Source organism: Hymenobacter polaris (assembly GCF_012927305.1).
Lineage (GTDB): Bacteria > Bacteroidota > Bacteroidia > Cytophagales > Hymenobacteraceae > Hymenobacter > Hymenobacter polaris.
The window spans coordinates 1,220,303-1,239,619 of sequence record NZ_JABBGH010000002.1 but is presented as its reverse complement, the minus strand read 5'-3'; the positions used below and the strand labels follow the sequence as shown (position 1 = coordinate 1,239,619).

Annotated in this window: 14 protein-coding genes and 1 pseudogene; 9 read left to right on the top strand and 6 right to left on the bottom strand. The window is 63.9% G+C overall.

All coding sequences use genetic code 11. The features are described from left to right. Nucleotides 1–227: 227 nt before the first annotated feature. The 5 genes from HHL22_RS15390 to HHL22_RS15370 all read left to right on the top strand — a co-directional run bounded on the left by HHL22_RS15390 (nucleotide 228) and on the right by HHL22_RS15370 (nucleotide 8,140). Entirely contained in the window at nucleotides 228–2,024 is a 1,797-nt protein-coding gene (locus HHL22_RS15390; RefSeq protein WP_169532225.1) for a thiamine pyrophosphate-dependent enzyme, read from the top strand. 412 nt (nucleotides 2,025–2,436) lie between these two features. Beyond that, entirely contained in the window at nucleotides 2,437–4,188 is a 1,752-nt protein-coding gene (locus HHL22_RS15385) for a TolC family protein (RefSeq protein WP_169532224.1), read from the top strand. Nucleotides 4,189–4,231: 43 nt separating this feature from the next. Next, on the top strand, nucleotides 4,232–5,578 hold the full coding sequence (locus tag HHL22_RS15380) for an HlyD family secretion protein (RefSeq protein ID WP_169532223.1): 1,347 nt from the start codon (nucleotides 4,232–4,234) through the stop codon (nucleotides 5,576–5,578). A gap of 146 nt (nucleotides 5,579–5,724) precedes the next feature. Then, nucleotides 5,725–6,351: a hypothetical protein gene (locus tag HHL22_RS15375; RefSeq protein ID WP_169532222.1), complete on the top strand. Its 627-nt coding sequence runs from the start codon at nucleotides 5,725–5,727 to the stop codon at nucleotides 6,349–6,351. 151 nt (nucleotides 6,352–6,502) lie between these two features. Beyond that, nucleotides 6,503–8,140 carry a DHA2 family efflux MFS transporter permease subunit gene (locus tag HHL22_RS15370; protein ID WP_169532221.1) on the top strand — a complete coding sequence of 546 codons (1,638 nt, stop codon included), beginning with the start codon at nucleotides 6,503–6,505 and terminating at the stop codon, nucleotides 8,138–8,140. 16 nt (nucleotides 8,141–8,156) lie between these two features. Here the strand turns inward: HHL22_RS15370 and HHL22_RS15365 are convergent, their stop codons facing one another. From HHL22_RS15365 to HHL22_RS15355, 4 genes and pseudogenes are all read right to left on the bottom strand, one after another. Then, complete coding sequence (locus HHL22_RS15365) at nucleotides 8,157–8,342, bottom strand: DUF433 domain-containing protein (protein ID WP_169532220.1); 186 nt, start codon at nucleotides 8,340–8,342, stop codon at nucleotides 8,157–8,159. A 319-nt stretch (nucleotides 8,343–8,661) separates the two neighbouring features. Next, nucleotides 8,662–10,932, bottom strand: a complete 2,271-nt coding sequence (gene recQ / locus HHL22_RS15360; RefSeq protein WP_169532219.1) for a DNA helicase RecQ — start codon at nucleotides 10,930–10,932, stop codon at nucleotides 8,662–8,664. A gap of 283 nt (nucleotides 10,933–11,215) precedes the next feature. Beyond that, nucleotides 11,216–11,572 (bottom strand): annotated as a pseudogene (locus HHL22_RS24495) (PKD domain-containing protein); the annotation flags it as partial. 101 nt (nucleotides 11,573–11,673) lie between these two features. Further along, the gene (locus HHL22_RS15355) at nucleotides 11,674–12,831 is read right to left on the bottom strand and encodes a THUMP domain-containing class I SAM-dependent RNA methyltransferase (RefSeq protein ID WP_169532218.1); all 1,158 of its coding nucleotides are present in this window, start codon (nucleotides 12,829–12,831) and stop codon (nucleotides 11,674–11,676) included. A gap of 86 nt (nucleotides 12,832–12,917) precedes the next feature. Here HHL22_RS15355 and HHL22_RS24095 point away from each other — a divergent pair, with 86 nt between their 5' ends. After that, the gene (locus HHL22_RS24095; RefSeq protein ID WP_241738110.1) at nucleotides 12,918–13,073 is read left to right on the top strand and encodes a hypothetical protein; all 156 of its coding nucleotides are present in this window, start codon (nucleotides 12,918–12,920) and stop codon (nucleotides 13,071–13,073) included. A 561-nt stretch (nucleotides 13,074–13,634) separates the two neighbouring features. Then, nucleotides 13,635–13,949 (top strand): hypothetical protein, encoded by a 315-nt coding sequence (locus HHL22_RS15345; RefSeq protein ID WP_169532217.1) that lies wholly within the window; start codon nucleotides 13,635–13,637, stop codon nucleotides 13,947–13,949. Nucleotides 13,950–14,089: 140 nt separating this feature from the next. Here HHL22_RS15345 and HHL22_RS15340 read toward each other — a convergent pair whose 3' ends face one another. Beyond that, nucleotides 14,090–15,160 (bottom strand): LacI family DNA-binding transcriptional regulator, encoded by a 1,071-nt coding sequence (locus tag HHL22_RS15340; protein ID WP_169532216.1) that lies wholly within the window; start codon nucleotides 15,158–15,160, stop codon nucleotides 14,090–14,092. Between the two features lie 358 nt (nucleotides 15,161–15,518). Here HHL22_RS15340 and HHL22_RS15335 point away from each other — a divergent pair, with 358 nt between their 5' ends. Both HHL22_RS15335 and HHL22_RS15330 read left to right on the top strand, forming a co-directional pair. Continuing rightward, nucleotides 15,519–16,505, top strand: a complete 987-nt coding sequence (locus HHL22_RS15335; RefSeq protein ID WP_169532215.1) for an arabinan endo-1,5-alpha-L-arabinosidase — start codon at nucleotides 15,519–15,521, stop codon at nucleotides 16,503–16,505. An 85-nt stretch (nucleotides 16,506–16,590) separates the two neighbouring features. Further along, nucleotides 16,591–17,568 (top strand): glycoside hydrolase family 43 protein, encoded by a 978-nt coding sequence (locus HHL22_RS15330; protein ID WP_241738109.1) that lies wholly within the window; start codon nucleotides 16,591–16,593, stop codon nucleotides 17,566–17,568. 13 nt (nucleotides 17,569–17,581) lie between these two features. On the opposite strand, the gene HHL22_RS15325 is transcribed toward HHL22_RS15330, so the two are convergent. Then, nucleotides 17,582–19,240, bottom strand: a complete 1,659-nt coding sequence (locus HHL22_RS15325; RefSeq protein WP_317172671.1) for a GH39 family glycosyl hydrolase — start codon at nucleotides 19,238–19,240, stop codon at nucleotides 17,582–17,584. Nucleotides 19,241–19,317 lie beyond the last annotated feature (77 nt).

Genomic DNA, 19,317 nt, shown 5'->3' with positions numbered 1-19,317 from the left:
TAGACTTGCCAACGCGGTTGGGGAAATTTTGTTGGGTCCGTAAAAAATTAGTTACCTAATCTAGCGCCTTTAGCCGAAAAGCAATGTCTACTGCCCCCTAGGGCCGCGCCGGCCAAATAGCGCATTGACTCCGCTACGGCCGCTGCCGGGCGGGCTCACTCGAACGGGCCAGCACCCGGCTACGTAAAGCCCCGGAAAGTTGCTTACTCTTTTCAACCTTACCCGTTATGGCTAAAACCGGAGCCGACCTGTTGGTCGAACGATTACTGGATTGGGGCGTCGATACCATCTTCAGCCTGCCCGGCGATGGGATAAATGGCATTTACGAAGCCCTGCGCACCCACAAGGAGAAAATCAGACTGGTGCTGGTGCGCCACGAAGAGTCGGCCGCCTTTATGGCTTGCGGCTACGCCAAATTTACGGGCAAGCTGGGCGTGTGCCTAGCTACGGGCGGGCCGGGCGGCATCCATTTGCTCAACGGCCTCTACGACGCCAAGTACGACGGGCAGCCGGTGCTGGCCATTACGGGCAGCGCGGCGCACGACCTGAGCGGCACCTACTGGCAGCAGGACGTGGACCTGGTGAAGCTCTACGAAGACGTGGCCGCCTGCAACGAGCGCGTGATGGGCCCTGACCACGTCGAAACTATTGTGGACCAGGCCATTCGCACGGCCCTAGGGCAGCGCACGGTAGCCCACCTCTCCTTCCCCAAGGACTTTCAGGACTGGACCACTAGCGACGACGAGATTTCCTCGCAAAACATTGAGGGCCACACCAAGCCCGTGACCGTGAGCTACGAGGTGGCCCCCACCCAGAGCCAGCTGCAAAAGGCGGCCGACGTGCTCAACGCCGGCAAGAAAGTGGCCATCCTGGCCGGCCGGGGCGCCCTAGGGGCCCGCGCCGAGCTGGAGCAGCTGGCCGAGAAACTGGGCGCGCCCGTGGCCAAGGCCCTGCTGGGCAAGAGCGTGCTGCCCGACGACTCGCCCTACACCACCGGCGGCCTGGGGCTGCTGGGCACCGCCCCTTCGCAAGACGCCATGGAAGGCTGCGACACGCTGCTCATCATCGGCTCGTACTTTCCCTACCTACAGTTTTACCCCAAGCCCGGCCAGGCTCGCACCGTGCAGATTGACCTCGATGCCACCCATATCGGCCTGCGCACGCCGGTGGAAGTGGGCCTGCTGGGCGACTGCAAAACCGTGCTGCAAGGCCTGCTGCCGCTGCTGGAGCACAAAACCGACCGCGACTTCTTAGAAGAAGCCCAAAGCAACATGAAGGCCTGGCGCGAGGTGCTGGCCGAGCGCGGCACCCAGCAGGCTGTACCCATGAAGCCGCAGGTAATTCCCCATATTCTGAGCCCGCTACTCAATTCCGACGCCATTGTGACCTGCGACTGCGGCAATAACACCACCTGGGCCGCCCGCTACATCCAAACCCAGGCAAACACGCTGTTCTCGACCTCGGGCTTGCTGGCCACGATGGCGGCCGGCCTGCCCTACGCCATCGCGGCCTCGGTGGCGCACCCCGGCCGGCAGGTGGTGGCCCTGGTCGGCGACGGCGGCTTCACGATGCTAATGGGCGAGCTGGCTACCGCCGTGCGCTACAAGCTGCCCATTAAAGTGTTCATCTTCAACAACCAGGCCCTAGGGCAGATTAAGTGGGAGCAGATTGTGATGGAAGGCAACCCCGAATTTGGGGTAGACCTCGAAAACATCGACTTTGCTAAGTACGCCGAGGCGTGCGGGGCAGCCGGCTTCACTATTCGCGAGCCCAACGAGGCAGCCGCCACCATCCGGCAGGCGCTGGCCCACGATGGCCCGGTGGTAGTAGACTGCTACGTGGACAAGAACGAGCCCGCCATGCCCGGCAAGGTGAGCACCGCCCAGGCCGTGGAGTTTGTGAAAGCCCTGGCCCGCGGCGAGCGCGACACCAGCGAAATTATCAAGAACGTAGTAAAAGACCAGTTCCGCGAGGCCATTGCCACCAAGGGTAAGAGCTTGCTAAACGTAATTCCGGGACTGTAACCCCTAGGGGTACCGTAGTTACCAAAGCAGCCGCTCCGTTTGGGGCGGCTGTTTTTGTGGGTGCGGGGCTAGTAGCCGGGAGTAGTTAAGCTAAACGCGGACGGCAAAATATTTTCTTACTGCCGTTGGCACTGCTGGCGAAATTGAAGCTGGGCAGTTAGTCGATTTTTTTAGTGGCTTGCTTGGCTTTATGAGCGCGAGCGACCCCTAAGGCCGCAGGGGCTCCCAACGCCTCTTTAAGTATTCTAGGCGCCACTACAACATGAACACTTAATGAACTCATTACAACACCCTTACCTCCTGCGCCAAATCCGCGTTTAAGTACCTGCACTGGCAATGCGCCGGGCTTTTTATGCGAAAAACGTATACGCTACCTTCTACCACTTGCCGGGCGGTTTGCGCAGGGCTGGGCGTGTTGCTGGCCACCGGTGCCGCCTATGCCCAAGGCGCGGCGCCCGGCGCCACGCCGGCCACCCGGCCCCAGCCCGCCGCCAGCGGCAGCCAGGCGGGCATCGGCGGGCCGCCCGTGGGCCAGCCGCAGATGCAGCAGTTGCAGCAGCGCCGCCAGCAAATGCAGCAAGATGCCAGCCAGCAGCAGCTGCAACAGCAGCCGGGTGGCGGCCAGCCCGGCCGGGTAAGCCAGCCCCAGCCGCTGGTGGGCCCCGGCAGCCAGCCGGGCCAAGCCGGCGAGACGGCGGGCGGCAGCGCCCCGGCCCCCGGCGGCCAGGGCACCGTAGGCGAGCCCAGCGGCAGCAGCACCCCGCAGGCGCCGGTGGGCGGCCGCGTGCAGTACGGCGGCAATGTGCCCACGCCCACCGGCGCGGCCCGCACCGTGGCTCAGGCCCCGGCCACTCTCAGCCTACCCGAAGCCATTAAGCTCGGCATCGACAACAACCTGACCACGCTGCTGGCCGCCGAGCGCGCCAACCAGGCGCGGGCCCTGCGCCAGCAGGTACGCTCGTTCATCCTGCCCAACCTCTCAGGCATGGCCTACCAGCAAAACCGCACCCTCAACCTGGCCGCCTTAGGCCTCACGTCGGGCAGCGACCAGAGCAGCATGGGTAACGGCGGTACTGGCGGCATGGGTGGCGGCACCGGGGGCGGGGGGGCCGCCACGCCCGGCATTCCGTCGTTTGTGGGGCCATTTAATACGTTTGATGCCCGTCTGTACTTCTCGCAGGCGCTGCTCGACATTGCCAGCCTGCGCCAGCTCAAGAGCAGCACCGCGGCCGTGCAGGTGGCCGAATTGGGCACGCTGCTGGCCCGCGAGCAGGTAGCCACCTTCGTGGCCCTGGCCTACCTCAACGCCCAGCGCGGCAGCCTCGACGTGCGCGCCGCCCGCGCCGACCTGGCCCTGGCCGAGGCCCTGCGCCGCCTGGCCCAGCAGCAGCGCGACGCGGGCGTGGCCAACGGCATCGACGTGGTGCGGGCCGCCACCCGCGCCAGCCAGCAGCGCCTGCGCGTGGTGCAGGCCGAAGCCGCCTTCGCCCAAGACCGGCTCGACTTGGAGCGCGCCATTGGCCTGCCCCAAGGCAGCGCTACCCAGCTGGTAGATACCCTAGGGCTGCGCCCCGAGTTGGTGCCCACCGTGGCCGAGGCCCTGCCCGCCGCCCAAAGCGCCCGCGTGGAAGCCCGCCTGGCCGAGCAAACCATCGCCCAACGCGCCCTCGACCGCCGCTCGCGGGCGGCGGCGCGCATTCCGGTTATTGCGGCGGCGGCCGACTACGGGGCTTCGGCCAGCACGCCCTGGCAAAACGAGCACGCCACCCGTACCTACGGCGTCACGCTGAGCGTGCCCGTTTTCGACGGGGGCTACATCCGGGGGCGCGAAAACCAGGCTCGCAGCCAGGAGCGCCAGGCCGAGCTGGAGCTGGGCAACACCCGCGGCCAGGTAGAGCAGGATGTGCGCAACGCCCTGCTGGCCTGGAACCTGGCCCTGGAGCAAGTGCGCTCGGCCGACGAGCAGCTGGACCTGGCCGGCCGCGAGCTGGCCCTGGCCACCCAACGCTTCCGGGCCGGCGTAGCCGACAACCTGGAGGTGCTGCAAGCTCAGGCCGGCCTGGCCAATGCCCGCGCCCTGCGCGTGCAGGCGCTGGCGCAGTACGGCGGCGCCCGCCTCAACTACGCGGCGGCCACGGGCGCCGCCCAGCAGTTCACGCTGTGAGTTCGCCGGCTAGTCGTTTTCAAGAAGCCCGAAGCAACCTGCTATGCCCACTACCTCCTCCCCCGCCGCCACGCACGACCCCGCCCGGCGGCGCGTAGCCGACCCCTCCGACGCGCCCGACCAGCGGCCGGGCGCGGGCCGGCGCACCGTGCCGCAGGCCAAAGACGACCCGGCCGACACCACCCATAAGCCCTTCTACCGCCAAGGCTGGTTTTTCATCGTGGCTGGGCTGGTCCTGCTGCTGGTGGCGTGGTGGGGCATCAGCAAGCTCATCTACTCCAACCACCACGAAACCACCGACGACGCCTTCGTGGAGGGCCACGCGGTGCGCGTCAGCCCTAGGGCGGCGGGGCAAGTGCTAAAGGTGTACGTGCGCGATAACCAGCAGGTGAAAGCCGGCCAGCTGCTGCTGGAGCTGGACCCACGCGACTACCGGGCCCGGCTGGCCCAGGCCCAAGCCGCGGTGGTGAGCGCCGAGGCCCAGCGCAATACCTCGCGCAAGGCCGCCGAGGCCCGGCGCAGCGTCATTGCCCAGCAGCAGGCCCAGCTGGCCGCCGCCGAAGCTACGCTGGCTCAAACCCAGGCCGAGGCCACCGCCACCGATGCCCAGGCCGCCAACGCCGTGCGCGACGAGCAGCGCTACGCCGAATTGTATAAAACCGATGCCGTATCGCGCCAGCGCTACGACCAGGCCGCCACCACCGCCCGCAGCGCCACCGCCCAGGCCGACGCCGCCCACCGCCGCACCCAAACGGCGCTGGCCCAGGCCCGGCAGGCCGCCGCCGTGGTCACCCAGGCCCAGAACGACTACCGCCAGGCCACCGAGCAAATCAGCGTAACGGAGGCGCAGATTGGCGAGGCCCAAGCTGCCGCCGACCAGGCGGCGTTGCAGCTTTCCTACACCAAGGTCTACGCCTCCGAGCCCGGCCGCATCACCAGCAAGGCCGTGGACGAAGGCCAAACAGTGGCCGTGGGCCAGCAATTGCTGCTCATCGCCTACGGCCAACTGTGGGTAACGGCCAACTTCAAGGAAACCCAGCTGACCAACATGCGCGTGGGCCAGCCGGCGCTGCTCGCCGTGGATGCCTACCCCGGCAAGCAGTTTCGGGGCCGGGTCGAGAGCTTCCAGCGGGGCACCGGCGCCCGCTTCAGCCTGCTGCCCGCCGAAAATGCCACCGGCAATTACGTGAAGGTGGTGCAGCGCATTCCGGTGAAGATTGTGTTCGATGGCCAGCCCGATTTATCGCTGCTCGCGCCCGGCATGTCGGTGGTGCCCGAAGTGGATATTACCGTGGCACCTACTCAACAGGACATCGAGCGGGCCCACCGCGAAGCCCTGCCCCAGGTAACCGACCGCCCCGCCCGCCGCACGGTGGGCCCGGTGAAGTAGCAAGCAGAATCCGGATAAAAAAACGTCATGCTGAGCGAAGTCGAAGCATCTCTGCCGCGTCGTCCGACTGTCGTTCAACGACGCGGTAGAGATGCTTCAACTTCGCTCAGCATGACCACCTGAAATAACACAGTAGCCTCCCCCACATGGATAACGCCCCCACCCCGCCCCCCGGCAATTGGCAAGCCGAACTCGACAACGTATTTGGCACGATTGAAAAAGAAGACCAGGCCTTTACCGATAACCTGGGCCGCCAGACGGACTTCTACAAAAACACCGCCCTGCCGGCCCTGCAAGCGGCGGCCCAGGCCCTAGGCAAGCATGGCAGAACCGCCGAGGCAGGGCAGGAGCCCGAGCGCGTGTACTTGATTGTCAACAAGCTAACTAGCGAGGTGGAGTTTCAGTACGCCGTGGTGGCCGAGGTGCGCATTGAAGCTGTGACGCCCTACATCCACTGCTGGTTTGAGGAAAACAAGCTGGCCGAGGCCATACAAAAGGAGCAGGGCCAGCCCGAAAAATCCGCAGGGGATGAAGACGACAAAGGCGACGAGGCAAAAGATGACGACGGCGAAGGCGACGACAAGAAGGACGATAAAGAGCCGGCGCGCACCAAAACCATCGAGGTGCTCAGCACCTGGCGCGAGGGCCGGGCGCTCGACAGCATCACGCAGGAAGAGATTCTGCACGACTTCGTGCGGCACTACCAGGAGGCCCTAGGCCTGGCCCGCACCCAGCTGCATGTGGCTCCGCCCGCGCCGCGCCAGCAGCCCTAGGGCCCTTGGCGGCCATTTCTCCCAAACGTCATTCCGAGCCTGTGAGGAATCTCGCTCGCGCCGTTGAACGACTGGTGGGCGGCGTGAGCGAGATTCCTCGCAGGCTCGGAATGACGTTTTTATTATCTAGTTATTTTACTATTAGCTATTTATGTCTGCAACCAAAGCCCGCGCCAATCAAAGGTCAGCGTCAGCGAAGCCTGCGGCCGCCGACAAGGGGGCCGGCAGCCTGAAATGGCTGATTGCCGTGACCGTGGCCCTCGGCACGTTTATGGACGTGCTCGACAATTCCAGCGTGTCGGTGGCCTTGCAGCACATCGGGGGCAGCCTGGGGGCCTCGCAGGATGATGTGACGTGGGTGATTACCTCGCTGCTGCTGGCCGAGGCCGTGATGCTGCCGCTAGCGGGCTTCCTTGCCACGGCCATCGGGCGCACGCGGCTGTTTGCGGGGGCGCTGGTGCTGTATGGCATCTCGTCGCTGCTGTGCGGGCTCTCGTCGTCGCTCACCATGCTGCTGGTTTTCAGGGTGTGCCAGGGGCTATGCGGGGGCGTCATTCCGACGATGGCGCAGGCCATTTTGAAGGACTCCTTTCCCGATTCGCAGCGGGGGCAGGCGTTTGCGCTGTTTGGGGTGGCTACCGTGGTGGCGCCCACCATCGGGCCGCTGCTCTGCGGCTGGCTGGTCGATACCTACAGCTGGCACTGGGTGTTCTTCGTGAACGTGCCGGTGGCCTTCTTCGCCGCCTTCATGACCACGGTGCTTGTACGCGACCCGCCCGAGCTGGTAAAGGCCAAGGCCGCCGCCTGGGCCAAGGGCCTGCGCGTGGACGTGCTGGGCCTGGGCTTATTAGCCCTAGGGCTCAGCTCGCTGCAATTCGTGCTAAGCCGGGGCGAGCGCAACGACTGGTTCGGCTCGGGGCTGATAACGGGGCTGGCCGTGGCCTCGGGCGTGCTGCTGGTGGCGGGCCTCATCTGGGAAACGCGGGCCAAAAACCCAATTCTGGATTTGAGCTTGTTTCGCAGCCGCACCTTTGCCTCAGCCATCCTCATCATGTTCGTGGTGGGAGTGCTGCTCTACGGCAGCAGCACGCAGCTGCCGCAGTTTCTGCAAACACTGCTGGGCTACCGGCCCGTCGATGCCGGGCTGGTCATCACCCCGGGCGGCCTGATGCTGATTGCGCTGCTCCCTATCGTGGGCTGGCTCACGGGCAAAGTGCAGGCCCGCTGGCTTATCATGCTCGGCATGGGCATCAGCTCGCTGGCGTTTTTCAACTACGCCCACACGCTGAGCACGCTGGTCGATTTCCGCTCCGTGGCCGAGGCGCGGCTGTTTCAGGCCCTAGGGCTGGGCTTCCTGTTCGTGCCCATCAACGTGGCAGCCTACGTGGGGCTGCCCAAGGCCAAAACCAACCAGGCCGCCACCTTCATCAACCTGGCCCAAACCGTGGGGGGCGGCTTCGGCATCGCGGCCATCGAAACCATCGTGGCCCGGCGCAGCCAGTTCCACCAAAGCCGCCTCATCGACGGCCTGGTGGGCACCAACGCCGACTACACCAGCAGCCTCCAGCAAATCGGCAGCACCGTCTTCAACGGCGCTGGCAGCGCGGTCGATGCCATGCAGCACGCGCAGGCCGTGGTGCTGCGCAGCGTGCAGCAGCAAGCCACCACCATTGCCTACGACGACGCTTTCTGGGTGCTAAGCATCGTGTGCCTGTGCGTCATGCCCCTGGTTTTCCTAATGAAGCCTAACAAGCCCGGCGCGCAGGAATCGGGGGCTGGCGCGGCGTAGGGACGGTGGAGTACTATCAGCGTTTGGCAGCTACGGCCTCAACGTCGGCCATTTCTAGCTGCGGGTACATGCGCAGCAAGTCGGCTGCCATGGCGCCTTCCGACATCTTACGCAGTAGCAATTCCACCGTCAGGCGCGTACTGCGCACGACGGGTTTACCGAGCATAACTTCGTGGCTGCCAGTGATGCGGCTAGAAATCATAAAAAAAGTTATGGGTTACAAGATAGTATGCTTCGGGTGCCGCAAGGCCTTTAGCCTAGGAATGGACTTTGAGCGACAACACTCAACTAATTGCCCTGAGTGTGGTTTGCCAGCTACTGAATTGTGGCACCGGTTTCGGCCTCCTCGCCGCAATGCGATTAAACAATGGGATGTAGTTCGATTCTTAAGCCAAAATGGGTTTGATTATAACCACGTTTCAGTCGACGGAGTAGGTTTTGTCGCAATGCCAACCACTATGTACGAAGCCAAAGAATTTGTTAAGCTCTACGGTTCTCGTTGGCTTCGCAAGTGATGATGCTTACCGTCCCTGCCGCTGCGCCTTCACCCCGGCCAGGCGCAGCTGGAAGTAGTCGTATTTCTCGCGCAGGTGGTCGAAGAGGTCGCGCAGGCCGGGGGCGCCGCCGAGCTGGGCGCGGGCGGCGGCGATTTCGGCCAGGTCCGAGTCGCTCAGAAAGTCCTGGAGGCGCAGGTCGAGGCCCTTGGCGTAGCCGCGCTCGAGGTGGCTCTTGATGGTGCTCACGGTCAGGCCCCGCTGCTCGGCAATCTGCTCGGGGCTTAGGCCCTGGCGGTGCAGCTGAAAGGTCGTTTCCTCGGTGCCGTTCACGTCGCGCTCGCTAGCGGGGGCTTTGGGTGCGGTGGCGCGCGGAGCGGGTGGCCCTAGGGGCTCGTCGTCGGTGAAGGGCGGCACGGCGGGCGTATCGTCCAGGGCGGGCACGGGCCTAGGGGGGCCGTGCTGGATAATGGCCTTGATGAAGGCCTCGCCGTAGGTTTCAAACTTCTTCATGCCCACGCCCGACACGGCCAGCATGGCCACCCGGCTGGTGGGCTGCTCGCGGGCCATCTCCTGCAAGGTGGCGTCCGAGAATACCACGTAGGGCGGCATGCCCTGCTCGTCGGCAATGGTTTTGCGCAGCTGGCGCAGGCGCTCAAACAAGCGGGCCTCGGGCGAGCCGGTGGCGGCGGCCGCTTCGGCCGCGGCTTTTTTGGTGGCGCGGGTTTGCTTCTCGGCCTTCTCGGTGGGCTGGAACTTCTTGAGCATCACCGGCAGCTGGCCCTTGAGCACCTGCTGGCCGCGCTCGGTAATTTTCAGCGAATAGCCTTCTTCGTAGGCGATGTAAAACAGGCCGTCGTTGAGCATCTGGTGCACGTAGCTGTACCAGTCGAGGTAGGGCAGGTCCTGGCCGGCGCCGTAGGTTTTTATCTGGTCGTAGCCGTGGCTGAGCACCGCCTGGTTGCGCATCCCGCGCAGGATGTCGATGAGCAGGTTGATGCTCACGCGCTGCTGGGTGCGCACGCTGGCACTCAGCGCCTTCTGGGCCAGCAGGATGCCGTCGAAGGTGGTGGGCGGGTTGCGGCAGATGTCGCAGTTGCCGCAGTCGTGGCCCAGGTCCTCGGAGAAGTAGTGCAGCAGGATGCGGCGGCGGCAGCTGGCGGCCTCGGCAAACTGCTGCATGCGCTCGAGCTTGGCTTGGTTGAGCTGGGCCTGGCGCGGGGGCACGTCCTTGGTTACCATCTCGCGCATCTGCATCACGTCGGCGAAGCTGTAGAAGAGCAGCGCCGTGGCGGGCGCCCCGTCGCGGCCGGCGCGGCCAATTTCCTGGTAGTAGCCCTCGATGTTTTTGGGCAGGTTGTAGTGAATCACCCAGCGCACGTTGCTCTTATCGATGCCCATGCCGAAGGCGATGGTGGCCACGATGACCTGCAAGTCGTCCTGCAAAAACTTCTCCTGCACGCTGCCGCGCTGGTTGGGCGTCATGCCGGCGTGATAGTGCCCGGCCTTGATACCCTTCTGCTGGAGCTTTTGGGCCACGGTTTCGCAAGTTTTGCGCGAGAGGCAGTAGATGATGCCCGCCTCGGTAGGCCGCCGGCCGATAAAGTCCAGGATGCCGTTGAGGCGGTCCTGACCCGGCCGCACCAGCAGGTTGATGTTGGGCCGGTCGAAGCTCGACAAAAAGACCCTAGGGTCGTGCAGGTTGAGCTGGGTGCGGATGTCGCGCTGCGTCAGCCGGTCGGCCGTGGCCGTGAGGGCGATGATGGGCGTGCTGGGGAAGTGCTGGCGCAGCGTGCCCAGCTGCGTGTACTCGGGCCGGAAGTCGTGGCCCCAGCTCGAAATGCAGTGCGCCTCGTCGATGGCGAAGAGACTTATATTGACCCGCTTCAGGAACTGCAAAAAGCCCTCGCCCACCAGCTTTTCGGGGCTCACGTAGAGCAGCTTGAGGTGGCCGCTGAGGGCGGCGCGGCCCACATCCTGGCTTTCGGTCTGCGTCACGCTGCTGTTGAGGTAGGCGGCCGGAATACCGTTGGCTTTCAAGGCCTCTACCTGGTCTTTCATCAGGGCAATAAGCGGCGACACCACCACGCACACGCCCTGGCTCACCACGGCCGGAATCTGAAAGCACACGCTCTTACCGCCGCCGGTAGGCATGAGCACGATGGTATCGTGCCCACCCAGGATGCTCTGGATAATGTCGCCCTGCATGGGGCGGAAGTTATCGTAGCCGTAAAAGCGCTTCAGCGCCTGGCGGGCAGTGGTGAGCGAATCGGCAGGGGCAGTGGCAACGGAGGACATAGGGTAAAGATACGGCGCGGCACCAAGCGACTATAACCCTAGGCCCGCCGCAAAAGTGCGAACCGAACCCAAGCCGTGCCTAAATACCTAGCCCCTAGGCCCCTGCCTAAATTACCAGTAAAAATAGCAATTTGTAATTGACTAATTTAATTAGTCTTACTACTCATCCAAGTATGCCGACTAACCTAAACAGGCGGTCATGCTGAGCTTGCTGAAGCATGACCGCCTGTTTAGGTTATTAGCTACCCTAGGGTTCGGCCAGCGCACCAGTTCCACCCAGCCCTTAATGACGGTGAGGTAGTCGGGCACGCGCACCAAGTAGTAGTAAATGCCCGCGGGCAGCGTGCCGCCGTCTCAGTCGTGGGCGTAGCGCTCGGCGGCGTACATGCGGTTGCCTCAGCGGCTGTACACCTCCAGGCGGGCCGTTGGCAGGCACGCCCCACAGGCGGAAGGTGTCGTTGTAGCCGTCGCAGTTAGGCGTTAATACGCTGGTCATCAGTATATTGCCTACCTGCACCACCGCGGTAGCCCCTAGGGAGCAGTCGGCGGCGTTGCGGCCGCTCAGGCGCACGGTATAGGTGCCGGGCTGTGCGTAGCGGTGGCGCGGCTCGGTGCTGACCGGGCTGCCGTCGTCAAAGTCCCGGCTATATTTTCTTCATCCCCGAAAGCCACTGATTCTCAAGCAGCTCTTGGCAGCATTTCAGGGGTGGTAACCGCCAGCCTTCGCTCCAGCTTGGGCCCCTAGGGCCGCGGCGCCCGCCGGGTGCCGCCGTACAACTCATATTTCAGCAGGCGGCAGTCGATGGGGCCGTTGAAGAGCGGCAGGCGCCGCGTGGCCTTGAGGCCAATGCGCTTGGCCGCCTCCAGGTTGCCGGTAAACACGTAGGCTTCGTAGCCCTGGAAGTTGGTTTTGAGCGTGTCGCCCAGCGTTTTATAGAGCGCGTCCATTTGCGCCTCCTCCCCTATCCGCTCGCCGTAGGGCGGGTTGGTGAGCAGCACGCCGGGCGGCTGGTTTTGGGGCGGGCGGGCGTCGCGCACGTCGCGCACGGCCAGCCGAATGCACTCGTCGAGGCCGGCGGCCGCCACGTTGGCCTTGGCCTGCTCGATAACCCTAGGGTCGAGGTCGGAGCCGGCTAGGTAGGCCTGGGGCTCGTCGAGGCGCTGAGCGGCGGCCTCCTGCTGCACCTGCTGCCACAGGGCGGCGTCGAAGTCGGGCCAGTTCTCGAAGCCAAACTTGCCCTGGTGAAACAGCCCCGGCGCCATGCGCTGGGCCAGCAGCCCGGCTTCGGTGAGGATGGTGGCCGAGCCACAAAAGGGGTCGATGAGCGGGCTCTGCTGGTCCCAGCCGCTCAGCAGCACCAGCCCGGCGGCCAGCACCTCGTTGAGGGGCGCCTCGTTGGTGCCCTGGCGGTAGCCGCGGCGGTGCAGCGAGTCGCCGGCCGCGTCCAGGCTCAGGATTACCTCGTTTTCCAGCATCCGCAGATGGATGCGGATGTCGGGGTTTTTGGTGTCGATGCTGGGGCGGCGGCCGGTGCGCTCGCGCAGCTGGTCCACGATGGCGTCTTTGGTGAGCTGGGCCACGTAGAGCGAGTGCTCGAAGCTCGACTTGTTGACCACGGCCGTGATGGCAAACGTCTGGTCGGGCTGCAGGTAGCGCAGCCAGTCAATGGCGTATACCTCGTCGTAGAGGGCGCGCTCGTCGGGGGCATCAAAATCGGCGAAGGGGCGCAGCAGGCGCATAGCGGTGCGGCTCCAGAGCACGGCTTCGTAAAGCAGCCGCTGGCTGCCCTGAAACTCGACGGCGCGGCTGCCTACGTAGTCAATCGTGGCGCCGAGCTGGCGCAGCTCGTCGGCCAGCACGTCTTCGAGGCCAAACTGGGTGGTGGCGGTTAGGTACATGCCAGCAAAGGTCGGGCCTAGGCGGTGGGCTAGCGGCGTAACTTGCAGTTACTGCCCACGGCGCCCCTAGGGTCCACTGTTTCCTAATGCCAGATAAAAACCTCTACCTCATTGCTGGCTGCAACGGCGCGGGCAAAACCACAGCCTCGTTCACTATTTTGCCTGACATGCTGGACTGCCGCGAGTTTGTGAACGCCGACGAAATAGCGCGCGGCTCTCGCCCTTCCAGCCCAAGAAAGTAGCTGTGGAAGCCGGCCGCATTATGCAACGTCGCCTCGATGAGCTACCGGCGCGGGGCGAAACTTTCGCGCTCGAAACCACGCTAGCCACCAGAATTTACCAACAAAAAATCATCGCCGCCTAGCAGCAGGGCTATACCACCACGCTGCTGTATTTTTGGCTGAGCAGTCCCGAGCTAGCGCAAGAACGCGTAAAGACGCGGGTGCTAGAAGGCGGCCATTTAATTGCGCCCGACATAATTAAACGACGCTATTGGCAGGGCTTACGCTTGCTTTTTAACAATTACCTACCACTGATTGATGAAGCTTGGCTCTATGACAATTCGAGCGGCACGCCAACGCTGATAGCGCGTAAGCTAGTTGGTGGCCTAAGCGTGACTAATCATTACTTATATCAACAGCTATTGAATCAATATGAGTCTAGAGAAACAGATTGAACGCCAAGAGCGAATCGAGGCCGGCCTAGCAGTTGCCTATGAGCGGATGCTGGAATTTAAGCGCTAAAAGAATAGCGTAGTCGTAGTGGCGCGGGACGGGAAGATTGTGCGATTAAAACCTTGAAAGATGAACGAGGAAATTAAAAACTGGAAATTAAAGCTTCGTTATGGCAAGCTCACAACCATTTATCAACATTTTACTTCCATAACGGAAGGAGTTGTAGCTAAAGAATCAGACTATGCAGTAGGCAATGCTTTTATGGCGTTGAAAATGTGGGTGAAGGACGATAGTGAGGCGATAGACCTAGTATCATCAGTAGCAAAGCAGGTAGGGTTTGTGATTAAGGATAAAGTAGAGCTTTTCAATACTGACCCAATACAACCGCCGCAACAGGAGCCTTATGGCTACGATTTAAAATTTACTTATTTCAAAGCGGATTGATACCTTCCCGCCAGCCTCCCAAAGGCTGGCCTTTTTGTTCCTTCCGCCCATATGGCTACCTCCCGCTTCTACGCTAGGCTAATGGCGCTCATGGCGCTGCTGCTGTTTCAATGGCGCACCGGCCCTCCTTAGACCCTCCCCTACCCCACCCCCACCGGCGCTGGTAGCAGCGACGAGCCGCGGATGAATAGCTTGGGCTCGAGCACCACCTGGCGCTGCACGAAGGGCGCTTCGGGCGCGGCGGCCAGCTCCAGAAACAGGCGCACGGCGGCCTGGCCCATTTCCTCGCAGCGCTGGTCGACGCTGGTGAGCTGGGGCTCGGTGATGGCTGTGAACGACTCGTTGCTGAAGCCTACCAGGGCTACGTCGTCGGGCACGCGCAGGCCCTGGGCCTTTAGCTCCTGTAGGGCCCCTAGGATGGCCGAATCGCCGGCGGCAAACACGGCGTCGGGGCGCCCGGCGGGGCGGGCCAGCAGCTGGCGCATGGCCTGGGCGCCGTCGTCCACCGTCATGTCGGAGTAGATGATGAGGTCGTCGTCGGGCGGAATGCCATAGGTGGCCAGCGCGTCGAGATAGCCCTGGCGGCGCTGGCTGTAGATATTGAGCCGCGGCGGGCCTGCCAAGTGGGCAATGCGGCGGCGGCCCTGGGCCAGCAGGTGGCTGGTGGCCTGGAAGCCGCCCGCCTGGTCGTTGAGCACCACCGCATCGACTTGCCCGGCGCCCGGAATACGGTCGAAGAACACCAGCGGAATGCCCCGGCTCCGCACCTTGTCGAAGTGCTGGTACTCCTGGGTGTTGCGCGCCAGCGACACCAGGATGCCCGCCACCTGGGCGTGCAGTAGGGTTTCGACGTTGCGGCGCTCGAGCTGCACCTCCTCGTGCGACTGGCACACGATGACGCTAAAGCCCGCCTTGCTGGCCGCGTGCTCGATGCCCTGAATAACGGCCGGGAAAAACTTACCCTCAATGTAAGGCACCACCACGCCCAGCAGGCGGCTTTGGCCGCGCCGCAGGGCCGAGGCCAGGTGGTTGGGCTGGTAGTTGAGCTTCTTGGCCAGCTTGAGCACCCGCTGCTTGGTGGCGGGCCCGATGCTGTGGTGGTCGCTCAGGGCCCGCGAAACAGTCGTCATGGACACCCCCAGCTCGCGGGCCAGGTCGGCCATCGACAGGGGCCTAGGGGAAGATGATGCTTGCTTTTTGCGAGAACCCATGGATGCGATGCCAGCCGTCGTAATATACGACCTTGCGAAACTACGCAACTGCGGGGCAAGTTGGCGGGCACGGGGGGCTTTGTGCAAGGTATAGGTAAGGGCTTCTGGGCAAATCCGCGCCGCTTTTTTCCGGCTGCTTTGCTCTAGGCCGCGCCGGACCGCAGGCCGCGCTCACAATGCCCCGCGAGTAGTCCAAAGCATAAACGATTGTGCTTAATGCACTCCAATTAGCCCACATGATTGAATTCTAATTCTGCGCTGCACTCATATTAAGTAAGCAGATAATCAGAAAAGGAAATACTGTGCGTTAATTTACACAATCGATTATGTACTTTCGCCCGTCTTCAGCTCCCACCCTATGATGAAGTGCTTACTACTAGTGGCCCTGCTGGGCCTGCACCTGGCGGCGGCCGCCCAGGGGGTGCCGGCCATTCCCATCCACGACCCGGTGCTAACTAGGCAAAATGGGACGTACTACCTCTTTGGCACCGGCAACGGCATCACGGTGTGGTCGTCGAAAGACCGGCAGCACTGGACGCCCGAGAAGCCCGTGTTTGCCGCGCCCCCCGCCTGGGCCGTGCAGGCCGTGCCGGGCTTTAAAGGGCACATTTGGGCGCCCGACATCTCGTTTGCCGATGGGCAGTATAGCCTGTTCTATTCCATCTCCACGTTTGGCAAAAACCGCTCGGCCATTGGCCTGGCCACCAATAAGACCCTCGACCCCCAGTCGCCCGATTTTAAGTGGGTAGACCACGGGCAGGTGCTGGCCTCGGTGCCCGGCCGCGACCTGTGGAACGCCATCGACCCCAACCTGGCGCGCGACGAACACGGCACGCCCTGGCTCGCGTTTGGCTCGTTCTGGAACGGCATTAAGCTCGTGCAGCTGCGCCCCGACCTCACGGGCCCGGCCGAGCTGCAGCAGTGGCGCACCGTGGCCCAGCGCCCGCGCGCCGCCACCCTGGCCGACTCGCTGCCCGGCGGCGGCGCCATCGAGGGGCCATTCATTTTTCGGCACGCCGGGTACTACTACCTGTTCGTGTCGTTTGACTACTGCTGCCGGGGTCCCCAGAGCACCTATAAGATGATGGTAGGCCGCGCCCGCACCATTACCGGGCCCTATCTCGATGCGGCTGGCACCCCCCTCACCCAGGGCGGCGGCACGCTGGTGCTGCAAGGCGACAGCAACTGGTTTGGCGTGGGCCACAACGCCGTGGCCACTTTCGACAATACTGACTACCTGATATTTCACGGCTACGACGCCCACGACCAGGGCCGCCCCAAGCTGCGCATCGAGCCCCTGGCCTGGAGCGCCGACGGCTGGCCTACGGTAGTGGCGGCCAAGTAGCGCCGGGGCTGCGCGGCGCCGGTCCGGGCCTACTACCCCCTTCTTTTTGTAACAACCTACTCGTATGCGTAGCTCATTCCGCCTTTTGCTTCAAACCAGTACCCTAGGGCTGGCCGGCCTGCTGCTGGCGGCGGGCCCGGCCCTAGCCCAAGCCGCGGCCCCTAGCCCCGCGGCCAGCGGCAACCCCTTTATCAAGACCAAGTACACGGCCGACCCGGCCGCGCTAGTGCAGGGCAACCTAGTGTACCTCTACACGGGCCACGACGAGGCGCCCGCCCCGCAAGAGCGGTACGTGATGCACGAGTGGCTCTGCTTCTCGTCGCCCGACATGGTAACCTGGACCGAGCACCCGGTGCCGCTCAAAGTCAGCGATTTTGCCTGGGCCAAGGACGATGCCTGGGCTTCGCAGGTAATTGCGCGCAACGGCAAGTTTTATTGGTACGCGGCGGTGGAGCACGGCACCGTGCCGGGCAAGGCCATTGGGGTGGCGGTGGCCGACAATCCGGCCGGGCCCTTCAAAGATGCGCGGGGCTCGGCGCTGGTTACCAACGACATGACCAAGGCCGCCAGCATCAGTTGGGACGATATTGACCCTACCGTCATCATCGACAAGGGCGGCCAGGCGTACTTGTTCTGGGGCAATACGGCCTGCTACTACGCTAAGCTCAAGCCCAACATGACCGAGCTGGATGGGCCCATCCAGACCGTGAGCGGGCTGCCGCGCTACACCGAGGCGCCCTGGGTGCACGAGCACAACGGCTGGTACTACCTGAGCTACGCCACCGAGTTTCCGGAGAAGATAGCCTACGCCATGAGCCGTAGCCTGGCGGGCCCGTGGCAGTACAAGGGCATCCTGAACGAGCTGGCCGGCAACTCCAACACCAACCACCAGGCTATCATCGACTTCAAAGGGAAGTCGTATTTCATTTACCACAACGGCGGCCTGGACGTGCACGGCGGCAGCTTCCGCCGCTCGGTGTGCGCCGACTACCTGCAGTATAATGCCGACGGCACCCTCCAGCGCGTGCGAATGACCACTGAGGGCGTGCGGGCGGCCAAGTAGCCCTAGGCCCTACTTACCAGCTCAGGCGCAGCAGCGATACGCCCTGGCTGGGAAGCGTAAGGGGCAGCGCTACCCGGCCGCCGGGGGTGCTGACCCAGGCCGGGGAGGTGAGCAGCGCGAGCTGTCCGGCTTGCTCCAACGCCTGGCGCTGAGCGGGCGTAACGGCCTGGGGCGAGCCTAGGGCCTGCCAGGCAGCGTAGGCGTTGCTGTGCGCCTGGTCGATGCGGTAGTGCTGCACCAGCACCTTTTCGGCCGCTAGGCCCCCTAGGGCCAGGGTGGTTTCGGCGGGCGGCGCGGGCAGGTCATCGCTGTGGTAGTGCCAGAGCAGCACGGTGGCAGAGTGGGCATCGGCCGTGGCCAGGGCGCCCACGTCGGGGCGTTGGCTCTGGGCCTGGGCCCGGATGTCAGCCACGGTGAGGGCGGCGGGGTTGGCCACGGCCACTCGCGCGCCGCGCATGAGGCCCAGCATCCGAAACACGTTGAGCACGGGTTTATCGACGCCGTTGGTGGCCAGGTCGCGGTAGCCCGCAAACCAGGGCTGGTTCTCGAACTCAAACGACCAGCTAACGGCCCCGGCCAGGTTGACCTGGTACTGCGCGGCCAGGTCGGCGAGGCGGGCGTAGACGGCGGCCGTGTAGCTGGCGTAAAGGGTGCCGTTGCGGTAGGCGTTTTCGGGGTTGGTTTGCACGCCGCAGGCGGCGCAGCCCTCGGGGTCGTTTTCGCCGATAATGATGGGCAGCTGCCGCAGCGTGGGAAAGGAGCTCACAATTTTGAAACCCTCCTCGATGTCGCCAAACTGCGCGCCCATGTTCATGCGCACGTGGCCTTCAACTAGCCTAGGGGCGCCTTTGGCGTGAAAGGAAATGTAGTCGAGGCGGGTGCCAGTTTTGCCCGTTACGTAGTTTTTGCCGCTGGCGCAGTGCGCCAAAAAGCCGCGCAGGTAGGTGGCGGCCTTGTCCCAGCCGGGGCCGGTGGTTTCGGGGCCGCCGAGCGTGGCGGTGGGCAGGGCGCGGTGCACGGCCGCCTCGGTGTAGTCGTAGAGCTGGTTGTATTCTTCGGGCGTGCCCTGCCAATAGCCAATGTTGGGCTCGTTCCACAGCTCCCAACGCCAGGTGGCTACCTCGGCCGCGCCGTAGCGGGCCACGCTGTGGCGTACCCACTGGTACACCAGCTCGCCCCACTTTTTATAGTCGGTGGGTGGGTAGGCCCAGCCGGTGTAAATGGTGTTGTAGTCGGCGCCGGGCTGCCAGTGGTGGCGGTAGGGCACGGGGCGCGTGGACAAGGCCTCGGGCATGAAGCCAAGCTGGGCAATGGGCTTCATCCCCCGGCTCACGTAGGCGTCAAAAATCCGGTCCACGATGGTCCAGTCGTACACCGGGCGGCCCTTTTTATCCTGGGTGTAGGCGTTGGTCGAGCCCCACTTCAGGGCGGGGGTGCCGTCGCCGGTGGTCAGCAGGTTGTGGGCCCGCACGTACACGGGCACCGGGCTGAGCGCGGCCAGTTCAGTTAATAGCCGCTGGCCATCAGGCAGGTAAGTGTAGTTGGGCTCGTCGTAGCCGAAGTAAGCCCACACCGGCGGCAAGGGCCCTAGGGGCTTGCGCACATCCACGGTAATAGTGGTGGGAGCCGGCTGGGCGCAGGCCACCGAGCCGCCCCCTATCCCCAGCCCCACGAGCAACCACAACGCTCTGCTTACACCTACTAGCATACTACGAACCGACAAAGTATTGGCAAGCAAACGCCCGTTGG